Source organism: Herbaspirillum sp. B65 (assembly GCF_000333555.1).
Taxonomy (GTDB): domain Bacteria; phylum Pseudomonadota; class Gammaproteobacteria; order Burkholderiales; family Burkholderiaceae_D; genus Herbaspirillum; species Herbaspirillum rubrisubalbicans.
In genome coordinates this window covers 1-13,246 of the sequence record NZ_BADI01000874.1, presented here as the reverse complement: position 1 = coordinate 13,246, position 13,246 = coordinate 1, and the positions used below count along the sequence as shown (strand labels likewise).

The window sequence follows — 13,246 nt, the reverse complement described above, 5'->3', positions numbered from 1 at the left end:
GGCGGCGCAGATAGTCTTCCGCCACCTTGTAGTTCTTCATAGGGGTGAATTCGAGATAGAAATCATGCGCTAAGTCGTATTCGACAGCCAGGTTCACAATCATGGCATGTTCGCAGCTCATGGCTGTCCATCTCCCAGCAGGTATGTAGCCGGCCTATTTAGAATCACCCCGCGCAAGTCGTCCAGTTAGCAATAGAAGCCGCCGATTCATCACCACGCCGTCTCACTCACAGGATGCGTGTATCCAACATGATGGCGCGTTCCAGCAGGTCCAGGCATTCCACCGGTGTGGCCAGGTCGTCGTGCAATTGCTCCAGCAGCGGCGCCTCGGCGTCACGCGCGCACATTTCCACATAGGCGCGCAGCGAACCGAGTTGCTGCAGGCCGGCGCGCAAGCCCGCCAGGTCGCGCGGACGCGCCGACAGCAGGGCGATGCGGGTGGTGATGCGTTCGATGTCGGGCACCGCGGCAAGCGTCGCCGACAGGCCCGAGCAGGCATCGGTACGCATCAGGGCATTGATGGCGGCGTGGCGTTCGCGCGCGACTTGCTGGTCGCGCAGGGCGTGATGCAGCCAGTGGCGCAGCAGGCGCGAACCCATGGCGGTACGGCAGTGGTCCAGCGTGGAAAAGAGCGTGGGCGCCAGGGTGTTGGCATCTTGCGCGCGGATGGTTTCGGTCAGTTCCAGGTTGCGGCGGGTGGCGGCATCCAGGCCGATGAATTCATTTTCGGATTCGACGGTGAGCGTGCGCACGTGCTGCAGGCCGCGTCCCTGGGTCGATTGCGCATAGCGCAGCAGGGCGCCGGCGGCGCAGATGGCCGGGCCCAGGCCATCGGCACCGAAGCCGTGCAGGGTGGCCACGCCCAGTTGATCGAGCAGGGCCTTTTCGCTGCTGGGCTGGTCGAAATGCCAGTCCGGCACTGTGACGGCGCGATTGGGCAAGAGGGGTTCGCACTGTTCCAGTTGGCCTTCGGCCACCAGCACTTCGGCGGCCGAAATGCGTTCCAGTTCCTGCTTCACGCGGCCATCCAGCAGATGCGCCTCGACCGTGAATTCCATCATCTTCAGCGCACCGCTGGCCATGGACAGCCAGGCCAGGCCCACCTGCATCTGCTTGCGCGATTTCGACGGCAGCAACTGCATGGCCAGCAGGCAGCGCTCGGCCTTTTCGGGCAGCAGATCGGAATCGGTCAGGGTGCCGGGGGTGACCACCCGCACCACCTTGCGTTCCACCGGGCCCTTGCTGGTGGCCGGGTCGCCGATCTGTTCGCAGATCGCCACCGATTCGCCCAGCTTGATCAGGCGCGCCAGGTATTGCTCCACCGAATGGAAGGGCACGCCGGCCATCTTGATCGGGTTGCCGTTGGAGGAGCCGCGCTGGGTCAGCGTGACGCCCATCAGGCGCGAGGCCTTTTCGGCATCCTCGAAGAACAATTCATAGAAATCGCCCATGCGGTAGAACACCAGCGTGTTGGGGTGATCTGCTTTGATGCGGAGATACTGCTGCATCATCGGCGTGTGGGCGGCGAGGTCTTTGGTCATGGTTCTGGGTGGCGATGCGGGGACCGCCTCTTGCAAGTTCGGGAATGCGATGCCGCGTGGGCTGGCGGCGGGATGTCGGAAATTCGTTTCGACGGCCGCACGGGCGGTTCGCCATAAAATCAAAATGCGGACCGTGGTCCGCATACTTGAGTCGCGATTGTACGCGCATTGCCAGGGTGCAGCCAAGCCTGCGGCCTGTGCCCACAACATCTGCGACGCCCAAAAAAAACAGGCGGCCACCGAAGTGGCCGCCTGCCCAGTCCGTGGGGGCGACGGACTGTAGGGGAGCAGTGGATCAGTGCGCCGCGGTGGTGTCGGCCACCCGGGTCGGCTTGGGCGCCAGCCAGACCGCCAGCGCCGCCAGCGAGAACGAGACCGCGGCCATCATGAAGATGTGATTGGTCGACAGCATCACCGCCTGGTTCTGCACCGTCTGCGCCAGCGACGCGGTGGCCTGTTCCAGGCTCATGCCGGAGGCCATCATGCTCTGGATCGCAGCGCCGCTGCGATCGACCAGTCCCGCCAGTTCGGCATGGAAGTGGGTGGCGTCGTTTTCCCAACTGGTATTGACGATGGAGGTGGCAATGGCGCCGGACATGGTGCGGCAAAAGCTCATCAGGCCGGCTGCCGAGGCGGTCTCTTCTTCGTTCACGCTGGATAGCGCCAGGCTAGTCAGCGGCACGAAGAACAGTGGCAAGCCGATGCCTTGCAGGAACAAGGGCCAGCCGATCTGGAAGAACGACATATCGGTGGTGTTGAAGGCCCGCAGGAAGGTGATGAAGCCCAGCCAGGTCACGCCGAAGCACACCAGCTTGCGCGCATCGATGGTGGTCGACATCTTGGCCACCAGCGGCGCGGCCATCACCGCCAGGATGCCGGTCAACGCCGAGATGCAGCCCGACCAGGTGGCGGTATAGCCCATGTAGCCCTGTAGCCAGAGCGGGGTCAATACCACCGAGCCGAAGAAGGCGCCGAAGGCCAGGCAGATGGTGGTGACGCTGGCAGTGAAGCCGCGATGGCGGAATACCCGCAGGTCGACGATGGGATTGTGCTCGGTCAGCTCCCAGATCAGGAAGGCCACGAAGAACACCACCGCCGTGATGGCCAGCAGCACGATCTCGGTGGAGGCGAACCAATCCTTTTCCTTGCCTTCGTCCAGCATCAGTTGCAGCGCTGCTACCCACACCACCATCAGGATCAGCCCGATGCGGTCGATGGGCAGCTTGCTGGTCTTGGTTTCGAAGCGCTTGAGCATCCGCCAGCCGAGATAGCCGCAGATCAGCGCCACCGGCACGTTGATCCAGAAGATGTAGGGCCAGCTGTACTGGTCGCACAGCACCCCGCCCAGGATCGGGCCGGCAATCGGTGCCACCAGCGTGGTCATGGCCCACAGGCCGACGGCAGCCGGCGCCTTTTCCTTGGGGAAGATGCGCAGCAGCAGGGTCTGCGAGAGCGGCATGAGCGGACCACCGGCCAGACCTTGCATGACCCGGAAGGCGATCAACATGCCCAGCGAATTGGCCAGGCCGCACAGCGCCGAGAACACGCCGAACATGATCATCGACAGGATGAACACGCGCACCGTGCCGAAGCGATTGGCCAGCCAGCCGGTCAGCGGCACCGTGATGGCCTCGGCCACCGCGTAGGAGGTGATGACGTAGGTGCCCTGGCTGGTGGAGGCGCCCAGCGCCCCGGAAATGGTCGATACCGAGACGTTGGCGATGGTGGTATCGAGCACCGCGATGAAGTTGGCGGCAGCCAGCAGGATGCCAGCGCCGACCAGTTGCCCCCCGGTCAGCGGCGTTTCCAGCGGCTCCGGTCGTGGTGTGGGGGGCGGCAGCTCGCCGGCTTCTGCGCTCAGAGTGGATGACATGATGAACCTCTTCTGGTCGTGGCCGGGGCGTTACAGCGCGGCGTGCTTGGCATCGTTGTTCTGGGCCGACTTGGGCTGGACGTCGCCGGCCTGGATCTGGCCGCGGGTATCGATCTCGACCACCATCGACAGGCCCACCGACAGCGGGTGCTGGGCCAGTTCCTTGGGGTCCAGCGAGATGCGTACCGGCAGGCGCTGTACCACCTTGATCCAGTTGCCGGTGGCATTCTGCGCCGGGATCACGGCAAAGGCCGAACCGGTGCCACCGGAGAGGCCCGTGACCACGCCGTGGTATTGCACCGAGCCGCCATAGAGGTCGGAGGTCATGGTCACCGGTTGGCCGATGCGCACCTTGGTCAGTTGGCCTTCCTTGAAGTTGGCATCCACGTGCATCTGTTGCATCGGCACCACCGACAGCAGGCTGGCACCGCTCTGCACGCGCTGGCCGACCTGCACCTGGCGCCGTGCGATGACGCCATCGACCGGCGCCCGCAGCACGGTGCGCTCCAGGTCCAGCTTGGCCTGATCCAGCTTGGCGCGGGCCAGGACCACCTCGGGGTTGTCGGCGACGGTGGTGTTGGCGGTCAGCACGGTGCTGGCCTTTTCTGCTCCCTGGGTGGCCTTGATATTGGCACGGGACTGCACTTCGGCCGCTTCGGCCGCCTTCAGGTTGGCCTGCGCGGTCAGCAGGGCGGTGCGGGCATTGCTCAGTTCTTCACCGGAGACCGAACCCGACTTGGCCAGCGCTTCGCGGCGCTGCAGGTCGATCTGGGCGCGCTGCAGATCGGCCTGGGCCGACAGCAACTGGGCGCTGGCGCGCTTCTGGTCCGCTTCGCGGGCCAGCACCTGGGCTGCCAGGCCGGCATCGTTGGCGAAGTAACCCCGGACCTTGCGCTCGGTGCGGTCCAGGTCGGCGGCGGCCTGGTCCACGGCCAGCTTGGCGTCGGCATCATCGATGCGCACCAGCACGTCGCCCTTCTTGACGGCCTGGGTATCGACCACATCGACGGCGGCCACGATGCCATTGATGGCCGGGGTGACGGTGGCCACTTCGGTGCCGGTATAGGCATTGTCGGTCTCGACGTAGCGCGAGCCGATCAGGTACCAGTAGGCGCCGTAACCGACGGCGACGATGGCGACCACGCCACCGAAGATGGCAAAGAGCTTCTTGCGCTTTTGCGTGTTGGCGGCGCGCGCGGTGGCTTCGTTGCGCTGCTTGGCCTCTTCGGCCAGGGTGTGGGCGGCTTGGGAATCGCTATGGGACATGATGATCAACCTTTCGCTTGCGGTTCGGTGTGGGGCGCATGGGCGCTGTCTTGGCTCTTGCTGTCGTCGGCGGCACGGTAGCCGCCACCCAGGGCGCGCACCAGCGCGACATCCAGGGTGAACATGCGCGAGCGCAGATCGGAGAGTTGGCGCAGGTTGCTGATGAGCGTGTCCTGCGCATTGAGCACGTCGAGGTAATTGGCCAGGCCGCCGTTGTAGCGGTTGCTGACGATGCGATAAGCCTCTTCGGCGGCATCGGCCGCGGCTTGTACATCGGCCAGGCGGCCGCTCAGGGCTTTCTCGCTCACGCCCACGTCGGCCACGTCCTGCAGGGCCTGGGTCACGGCCTGGTCGTAGTTGGCCACGGCTTCGTCATAGCTGGCGCTGGCCGAACGGAACTGTCCGCGCAGACGGCCGCCATTGAAGATGGGCAGCGAGATGGCCGGGCCGACGCTGCCGATGTCGGAGCCGCTGCGGGTCAGCATGTTCAGGCCCAGCGATTGCAAGCCGATATAGGCCGACAGGTTGACGTTGGGGTAGAACGCCGCCCGCGCCACCTTGATCTGCTTGCCCGCCGCTTCGGCGCGCAGACGGGCAGCCACGATATCGGGCCGGCGGCCCAGCAGTTCCACCGGCAATTGCTGCGGCAGGCCGAAGGGTTTGGACAGGTCGATCTGGGGCCGCGCCAGTTGCAGGCCGCGATCCGGGCCGGCACCGGCCAGCGCGGCCAGCTTGTTGCGTTGCAGGGCGATGGATTCGTCGGTGGCCTTGAGGTCGGCCTGGGCGATGGCGCGGCGCGCTTCCATCTGCTTGACCGAGCCGCGCGTCTCCAGGCCATTGGCAAAGCGCTGCTTGAACAGGTCCAGGGTTTCCACGCGCACCTTCAAGGCCGCTTCATTGGTATCGCGCTGGGCATACAACTGGGCCAGTTCGGCATAGGCCGAGGCAATCGAGGTGGCCAGGGTGATGCGCGCCTGGGCGGCATCGGCACGGCTGGCTTCCAGTTCCGAGGTGGCCGCGGCCAAGGCTGCGCGGTTCTTGCCCCAGAAGTCGATTTCATAGCTGAAATCCAGGCTGGTGCGGGTCTCGTTGTTGTAGCCGTGCGGCACCAGCGCCGGCGGGAAACCGTTGTTGTAGGACTGCTTCATGTGGTCCAGCGAGGCATTGCCGCTCACTTGCGGATACAGTGCCGCGCCTTGCTGCTGGGCCGCGCCTTCGGCCTTCATCAGGCGCGCCTTGGCCACTGCCATGGAGGGCGCGCTTTGCAGCGCTTCATCGATGAGACCGTTCAGTTGCGCATCGCCATAGACCGTCCACCATTGATCGCTGGGCCAGGCCGCCTGCACCGCGCTGGCGGCCAGGGTCTGGCTGCTCTGGTAGTGATCGATGGACTTGGGTTCGGCGCGTGGGCCCAGATCGGTAAAGGACGCGCAGCCCGCCATGAGCGCTGCCGCCAGCACGGCCACCGAGGCCGACGCCGCTGGCCGCCAGGGCCGGCCGCGCTGCTGCGCCAGGGACGCGGCCGGGTCTTGGGGAGATGAGGTGTTATTCATGTTCGTGGAGAGTGGGGTGAACGAATGAATCAGGAAATCTGTGGTTTTAAAACTGTACAGTTCAGTATAGTATTCGGTTTCAGAAAACGTCAAGGCTCATTGCGACAAATTGCTCGTTTTTATGCGGCAATGCCGCAACAGCGATTTTTATCTGGCATTTGAGTTGAAGATGGCGGCTTTTGCCAGCATCTCCGCCTATAATTCGGGATTGGCCGCGACCACGGCCGGCCTCACAGGAAAATCCATGCGCAAGAAAAGTGAAGAACGGCGGCAGGCGATGATCGATATTGCCGCCGAGGTATTCAATGAAATCGGTTTCGAAGGCGCCTCCATGGCGGAAATCTCGGCCCGTGTCGGCGGCTCCAAGGCCACGCTGTACAACTACTTCAGTTCCAAGGAAGAAATCTTCGTGGAGGTGATGGTCAAGCAGGTGGGCTGCCAGTTCGAAGAGCTTTTCATGGCCTTGCGCAATGAAGACGATGTACGCGGCGGTTTATTGCGTCTGGCCGATCATTATTTGGCGGTGGTATTCCGACCCGAGGTGATTGCGGTCAAGCGGCTCGGTTCCTATTACGCCGGCAAGTCCGAGCTCGGCCCCATGCTGTATGAGCGCGGCCCCAAGCGCGGCTGGACGCGCATTGCCGAGTTCCTCAAGGTCAAGATGGACGAAGGCAAGCTGCACCCCGGCGACGCGTGGATTGCGGCCATGCAGTTCCGCGCCCTGATGGAGGCGGAATGGATGGAAATGCGGATGCTCAATGTGGTCACCGAGATTGCGCCGGAACAGTTGCAGGCCTCGGCACGGCGGGCGGTGGAGGCGTTTGTGTATCTGTATCAGCCGCGGTGAGGGTGGTTCAGAGATTGAATGCATCAGAGGACAGGCGTAAAAAAACCGGGCTCACCGCAATGGCAAGCCCGGCTTGAGCCCTTAAAGCAGGGATATGAACTATTTCACCGCTGGTGGACCCTCACCCCCGCCGCATAAGTCGCAGCGACGGCCCGGTCATCGCCCAGGATGGCCAAGGCGAACAATTGTTCTTCCAGGCTGTCGGTGGTGGCGCTGCGGCGCGTCAGCAAAGGCGTAGCCTGGGGATCGAGGACGATGAAGTCGGCCTCGCAGCCGGGGGTGAAGCTGCCGATGGTTCCCTCCAGTTGCAAGGCGCGGGCGCCGCCCAGCGTGGCCAGGTAGAACATGCGCTGCGCCGGCAGGTAGGTGCCGCCCATGCGCGCCACCTTGTAGAGCTCGTTCATGGTCTGCAGCATCGAGAAACTGGTGCCGCCTCCTACGTCGGTGGCCAATGACAGCGGTACCCGGGCCGCATCGGCGCGGGCGAAATCGAACAGGCCGCTGCCCAGGAACAGGTTGGAGGTCGGGCACAGGGTGGCTGCCGATTGGGTGGCCGCCATGCGCGCGCGGTCCTGGTCGTCCAGCCAGATGCAGTGGGCATACAGCGCGCGCTGGCGCATCAGGCCATAGCCGTCATACACATCCAGGTAGCTGCGCGCATCCGGGTACAGTTCCTTCACCCATTGCACTTCATCGGTATTTTCGGCCACGTGGGTCTGGATGTAGGCGTCCGGGTATTGCGCCGCCAATTCACCGGCCAGCTTCATCTGCTCAGGTGTGGAGGTCGGCGCAAACCGCACGGTGATGGCGTAATGCTGGCGTCCCTTGTTGTGCCAGCGGCCGATCAGTTCTTCACTCTCGCGCAGGCCCGATTCGGCGGTATCGCACAGGAAATCCGGCGCATTGCGATCCATCAGGCACTTGCCGGCCACCATGCGCAGGTTGCGCGCATGACTGGCGTGGAAGAAGGCATCCACCGACTGCGGATGCACGGTGCAATAGACCGCTGCGCTGGTGGTGCCGTTGCGCAGCAGTTCGGCCAGGAAGAAGTCGGCCACTTCGGCTGCGTGTTGCGGCTGCTGGAAGCGGCGCTCGGCGGGGAAGGTGTAGTTGTCCAGCCAGGGCAGCAGGCCCGGTGCGGGCGAACCGATGATGTCGGTCTGCGGATAATGGACGTGAGTGTCGATGAAGCCGGGGCAAATGATCTTGCCGCGCAGGTCGTCAATGGCGGTGCCGGCCGGCAGGTGGCCCGACAGTTGGGCATAGTCGCCGGCGGCCTGGACCTTGCCGTCTTGCACCAGCAGGAGGCCATCGCTGTGCCATTGCGTGGCGTGTTCGTCGAAGGCGGGGTCGTTGGTGAAATACAGCAGGCTGGCGCGGTAGGCTTGCAGCGGTGTGCTCATGGCGTTTCCTCAAGGCGGGCAGGCCTGGCGCGTACTGCGCAGGCCGTCGATTCAATGGTCATCATACTGGAAGGCACTGTCGTGACCGTGCTTTCCGTAAGGGGGGCGGGTGGAATCGAAGGGCAATCCGTATCCGCCTGGACAGCGTGTTAACAGGATTGCCGGAGGGTGACGGCAGGGTGTTCCTTCAGCCTCTGCCGTCCAGAGCGTGTGTGGCCAGGTGCAATGGCAGTGCCTTGGATGGGGGATGGCTCAGGCGCAGCTCCCACAACTGCATCAGTTGCGCCACCACTGCGATGGCGATGCTGGCCGGTTCCTTGCCGTAGATGCCGGGGATGCCGATGGGGCAGGTGATGCGTTCCAGTTCGGCGGCGCCAAAGCCGCGTGCGGCCAGGCGATGTTCGAACTGCTTGCGCTTGGTGGTGGAGCCGATCAGGCCGAACCAGGCCACGTCCCGGCGCTTGAGGATGCGTTCGGTCAATTGCTGGTCGAGGGCGTGGCTGTGGGTCATCACGAGATAATACGCACCGGGCTCGGCCATGTCGACCGCGGCATTGGGCACGTCGGTGGCTTCGATGCGGATCTGCGCGGGCAGATCGGGCGGGAACATGTCTTCCCGCTCATCCACCCACAGCACGCGGCAGGGCAGGGTGGACAAGACCTTGACGATGGCCGCGCCCACATGGCCAGCGCCGAACAGCACCACCTGCGGCTGGTGCGCCCGACACAGGTCGAGCAGCCAGCGATGGCCGTGGCGGTCGCGCAGCAGGTGGGTCTGGCGCACATCATTCAGATCCATCGCTGGCAGGCCATGATCGGGTGCATCGGGCTGGCAGTTGCGGCCATCGATTGCATGGAGTTGTTGTGCATGGATCTGGTCCAGCGGCACAGCCCGCCACAGGTCATTGCCACGACACCACGATTGTTCCAGCACCTGCCATGTGCGCAGGGCTTCTTCATCCGCACCGATGCGTTCGAAGCAGAGCACCACCACGCCGCCGCAGCACTGCCCCAAGCTGGGGCCGAGCGCGATGCGCTCCAGCCGGCGCTGTCCGGGCAGTGAGGCAGCATCGGTTTGCAGCATGGCGCGTGCAATCTGCGCCGCGCGCCATTCCAGATGGCCGCCGCCGATGGTATCGAACTGCTGATCGGCGCTGTAGACCATGCGGGCGCCGGGCGCGCGCGGGGTCGATCCCTGGATCTGCGCCACCGTCACCAGCACCGCGGGGATGGCCTCTTGCTGCATCCGGCGCAGGGCGCTTAACCATGTCGTCATGATCGTTCTCCGGTGGCGGTCTTACTGGATCGCGGTAGCCGCGCGCACGGCATCGACTGCGTCGAGGATGGCTTCACTGGTGGCCGGGGCGCGTAGCGGCGGGTTCACGCGATGTTGGCCCACCGCCGAGACCGCATCGCGAATGGCCAGGAACACCGAGAACGGCAGCAGCAATGGCGGCTCGCCCACCGCCTTGGAACGGTGGATGGTGTCGGACACATTGCTGTTGGCATACAGCTCGGTGCGCAAGGCTGCCGGGCAATCCGAGATGGCCGGGATCTTGTAGGTCGAGGGGGCGTGCGTCATCAGCTTGCCATCCTGGTTCCACCACAGTTCCTCGGTGGTCAGCCAGCCCATGCCCTGGATGAAGCCGCCTTCGACCTGGCCGATGTCCAGCGCCGGGTTCAGGCTTTCACCAGCGTCATACAGCAGGTCGGCCTGCAGCAACTTCCATTCACCGGTCAGGGTATCGATCACCACTTCGGACACCGCCGCCGCATAGGCGTAATAGAAGAAGGGATGGCCGTACATACGCTTGGCATCCCAATGCACCTTGGGCGTGGAATAGAAACCATCGGACCACAACTGCACGCGTTGCAGGTAAGCCTGCATCACCAGTTCGACAAAGGGCAGCGACTGTTCACCGGCCAGCACCAGGCCATCGGCAAAGCACAGCGCCGAGCTCTCCACCTTGAAATGCCGGGCCGCCACCTCGGCCAGGCGCGCGCGGATCTGCAAGGCCGCATCCTGCGCCGCCTTGCCGTTGAGGTCGCTGCCGGTGGAGGCGGCGGTGGCCGAGGTGTTGGCGACCTTGCTGGTGTCGGTGGCGCTGCAGCGCACCTTTTCCAGTGGCACGCCCAAGGCGTGGGCCACCACCTGCGCCACCTTGGTGTTCAAGCCTTGTCCCATCTCGGTGCCACCATGATTGACCAGCACCGAACCATCGGTATAGACATGCACCAGCGCGCCGGCCTGGTTCAGGTGCGGCACGTTGAAGGAAATGCCGAACTTCACCGGAGTGAGCGCCAGGCCTTTCTTCAACACCGTATTGGCGGCATTGAAGCGGGCGATCTCGCCGCGCCGTTCCTGGTAGCGGCTGCTCTGTTCGAGTTGGTCCACCAGGCCATGGATGATGTTGTCTTCCACCTTCTGGCCGTAGTGGGTGACGTTGCGTGCCAGCGGTCCTTCTTCCTCGCTGGGACCGTAGAAGTTATTGCGGCGGATTTCCAGCGGATCGCGTCCGAGATTGCGGGCGATCTCATCGATGATGTACTCGATGGCCAGCGCCCCCTGCGGTCCGCCGAAGCCGCGGAAGGCGGTATTGGACTGGGTGTGGGTCTTGCCGCACATGGCGTGGATTTCCACGTCCGAGAGATAGTAGGCATTGTCGAAGTGGCAGACCGCGCGCGTGGCCACCGGCCCGGACAGGTCGGCCGAGAACCCGGCGCGCGAGATCATGTCGATCTTGGCGGCGACGATGCGGCCATCGTCGTCGTAGCCGATCTCGTAGTCATAGGCAAAGCAGTGGCGCTTGCCGGTGACCATCATGTCGTCGTCGCGGTCGGCGCGCAGCTTGACCGGACGGCGCAGGTGCGCCGCCGCCACGGCTGCTGCGCAAGCCCACAGGGCCGATTGCGATTCCTTGCCGCCGAAGCCGCCGCCCATGCGCCGGCATTCCACCAGCACGTCGTGCGCAGCCAGTTGCAGGACGGTGGCGATGTGGTGCTGCATCTCGCTGGGGTGCTGGGTCGAGCAATACACATGCATGGAGCGCCCCTCCTTGGGAATGGCATAGGAAATCTGCCCTTCCAGGTAGAACTGCTCCTGCCCGCCCACATCGAATTGACCGCGCAGCTTGTGCGGCGCCAGCGCCAGGGCCACGGCCGGTTCGCCGCGGCTCAGGTGCATTGGCGGCAGTACGTAGGATTGCGCGGCATGGGCGGCCCGCGGGGTGAGGATGGGCGGCAGTTCTTCGTAGTCGATCACGGCCAGGCGTGCGGCGCGACGGGCGCGGTCGTGGCTGTCGGCCACCACGATGAAGATCGGTTGGCCCACGTATTGCACCAGCTCGTCGGCCAGCACCGGATCGTCATGGATGATCGCGCCGCATTGGTTGTCACCGGGGATATCTTCGGCGGTGAAGACGGCCACCACGCCCGGGGCTGCCTTGACCTTGTCCAGGTCGATGGCGCGCAGCCGGGCATGGGCTTTCTGCGACAGGCCCAGGGCCGCATGGAGCGTGCCTTGCAGCTCGACGATGTCGTCCGTGTAGGTGGCTTCACCCGTGACGTGCAAGCGTGCCGATTCATGCGGATGGGGCTTGCCCACGGTGGCCCAGTCGGCCGGCGGCGGCACCAGGGTATGAAGGAATTGTTCGCTTTGCTTGTTCATGCGCTTCTCCTGCGGAGGCTGTATATACGGTATATACGGTGGATACGGTGCAACCGGCGTCACGCCGCATTGACCGCAAAGGCGCGCACGTCCTGGCGCGCCAGCGGCGCCTCGGTGCGGGTTTCCAGCCAGTAGCGATAGAGCAGGTTCTGGGCGCTGCGCAGGCGATAGGAGGCGCTGGCGCGCATGTCCGACAGCGGCGCGTAATCCTGCGCCAGGGCCGCCATGGCGGCGCGCACCTGGGGCTCGCTCCAGGCACCGCCCTGCAACAGCGCCTCGGCCTGCGCGGCACGCTTGGGCGTGGCCGCCATACCACCGAAGGCGATGCGCGCCTCGCTGATGGTGTCGCCCTCCATGCGCAAGGCGAAGGCGGCACAGACTGCCGAGATATCCTGGTCGAAGCGCTTGGAGAGTTTGTAGACCCGGAAACGCACATCCTTCTGCGGCAGCGGGATGCGCACGGCCTGCACCACTTCATCGGCCTGCAGGGCCGACTTCTGATAGGCCAGATAGAAATCTTCCAGCGCCATGACGCGCTGCCCCCGCACGCTGTAGAGCAGGATCTGCGCCCCCAGTGCGATCAGCCAGGGCATGGAGTCGCCGATGGGCGAGCCATTGGCGACATTGCCGCCCAGCGTGCCGGCATGGCGCACCGGCAGCGAGGCGAAGCGCTGCCAGAGTTCCGACAGTTCTTCCGGGTAATGGCGCGCGGCTTCGGCATAGGCCTCTTCCAGCGACACGCCGGCACCGATTTCCAGCATCTCGCCGTGCACGCTGATGGTGCGCAATTCTTCGACGCGACCGATATAAATGATATCGCCCAGCTCGCGCATCTGTTTGGTCACCCACAGGCCCACATCGGTGGAGCCGGCCAGGATGCGCGCCTGGGGCAGGGCCGCGCGCAGTTGCGCCAGTTGTTGCAGCGTGCGCGGGGCGTGGAAGGTCTGGCCGGCATGGCTCACCACCAGCGGCGCGTCGTGATCGATCTCGCGCAGGGCTTGCTTGACGGCTTCGCGGTCGAACTCCACCTTGGGCAACTCGCCCATGCGCCGTGCCGCATCGATGATGGGACGATAGCCGGGCAGCGCACAGTGCC

General features: G+C 64.6%; 8 protein-coding genes and 1 pseudogene. 1 reads left to right on the top strand and 8 read right to left on the bottom strand.

Annotation, left to right across the window (positions count from 1 at the left end):
- From I5W_RS20825 to I5W_RS20805, 4 genes and pseudogenes are all read right to left on the bottom strand, one after another.
- Positions 1 to 1,541: pseudogene (locus I5W_RS20825) on the bottom strand (DNA mismatch repair protein MutS); the annotation flags it as partial.
- A gap of 295 nt (positions 1,542 to 1,836) precedes the next feature.
- Positions 1,837 to 3,414: a DHA2 family efflux MFS transporter permease subunit gene (locus I5W_RS20815; protein WP_181459113.1), complete on the bottom strand. Its 1,578-nt coding sequence runs from the start codon at positions 3,412 to 3,414 to the stop codon at positions 1,837 to 1,839.
- Between the two features lie 30 nt (positions 3,415 to 3,444).
- Complete coding sequence (locus I5W_RS20810) at positions 3,445 to 4,680, bottom strand: HlyD family secretion protein (protein ID WP_199901779.1); 1,236 nt, start codon at positions 4,678 to 4,680, stop codon at positions 3,445 to 3,447.
- Between the two features lie 5 nt (positions 4,681 to 4,685).
- Positions 4,686 to 6,233 carry an efflux transporter outer membrane subunit gene (locus I5W_RS20805; protein ID WP_374702149.1) on the bottom strand — a complete coding sequence of 516 codons (1,548 nt, stop codon included), beginning with the start codon at positions 6,231 to 6,233 and terminating at the stop codon, positions 4,686 to 4,688.
- Between the two features lie 244 nt (positions 6,234 to 6,477).
- Between I5W_RS20805 and I5W_RS20800 the strand changes: the two genes are divergently transcribed.
- Positions 6,478 to 7,080: a TetR/AcrR family transcriptional regulator gene (locus I5W_RS20800; RefSeq protein WP_044530664.1), complete on the top strand. Its 603-nt coding sequence runs from the start codon at positions 6,478 to 6,480 to the stop codon at positions 7,078 to 7,080.
- Between the two features lie 104 nt (positions 7,081 to 7,184).
- Here I5W_RS20800 and guaD read toward each other — a convergent pair whose 3' ends face one another.
- The 4 genes from guaD to I5W_RS20780 all read right to left on the bottom strand — a co-directional run.
- On the bottom strand, positions 7,185 to 8,483 hold the full coding sequence (gene guaD / locus I5W_RS20795; protein WP_044530660.1) for a guanine deaminase: 1,299 nt from the start codon (positions 8,481 to 8,483) through the stop codon (positions 7,185 to 7,187).
- A gap of 187 nt (positions 8,484 to 8,670) precedes the next feature.
- Positions 8,671 to 9,759: a xanthine dehydrogenase accessory protein XdhC gene (gene xdhC, locus I5W_RS20790; protein WP_044530659.1), complete on the bottom strand. Its 1,089-nt coding sequence runs from the start codon at positions 9,757 to 9,759 to the stop codon at positions 8,671 to 8,673.
- A 21-nt stretch (positions 9,760 to 9,780) separates the two neighbouring features.
- Positions 9,781 to 12,150, bottom strand: a complete 2,370-nt coding sequence (xdhB, locus tag I5W_RS20785; RefSeq protein WP_044530658.1) for a xanthine dehydrogenase molybdopterin binding subunit — start codon at positions 12,148 to 12,150, stop codon at positions 9,781 to 9,783.
- A 59-nt stretch (positions 12,151 to 12,209) separates the two neighbouring features.
- Positions 12,210 to 13,246 (bottom strand): xanthine dehydrogenase small subunit (locus I5W_RS20780; protein WP_044530657.1); only part of this gene is annotated, 1,037 nt, incomplete at its 5' end.

Excerpts from the sequence above, each read along its gene's own strand:
- I5W_RS20815 (WP_181459113.1), bottom strand. The coding sequence starts at position 3,414 with ATGTCATCCACTCTGAGCGCAGAAGCCGGCGAGCTGCCGCCCCCCACA.
- I5W_RS20810 (WP_199901779.1), bottom strand. The coding sequence starts at position 4,680 with ATGTCCCATAGCGATTCCCAAGCCGCCCACACCCTGGCCGAAGAGGCC.
- I5W_RS20805 (WP_374702149.1), bottom strand. The coding sequence starts at position 6,233 with ATGAATAACACCTCATCTCCCCAAGACCCGGCCGCGTCCCTGGCGCAG.
- I5W_RS20800 (WP_044530664.1), top strand. The coding sequence starts at position 6,478 with ATGCGCAAGAAAAGTGAAGAACGGCGGCAGGCGATGATCGATATTGCC.
- guaD (WP_044530660.1), bottom strand. The coding sequence starts at position 8,483 with ATGAGCACACCGCTGCAAGCCTACCGCGCCAGCCTGCTGTATTTCACC.
- xdhC (WP_044530659.1), bottom strand. The coding sequence starts at position 9,759 with ATGACGACATGGTTAAGCGCCCTGCGCCGGATGCAGCAAGAGGCCATC.
- xdhB (WP_044530658.1), bottom strand. The coding sequence starts at position 12,150 with ATGAACAAGCAAAGCGAACAATTCCTTCATACCCTGGTGCCGCCGCCG.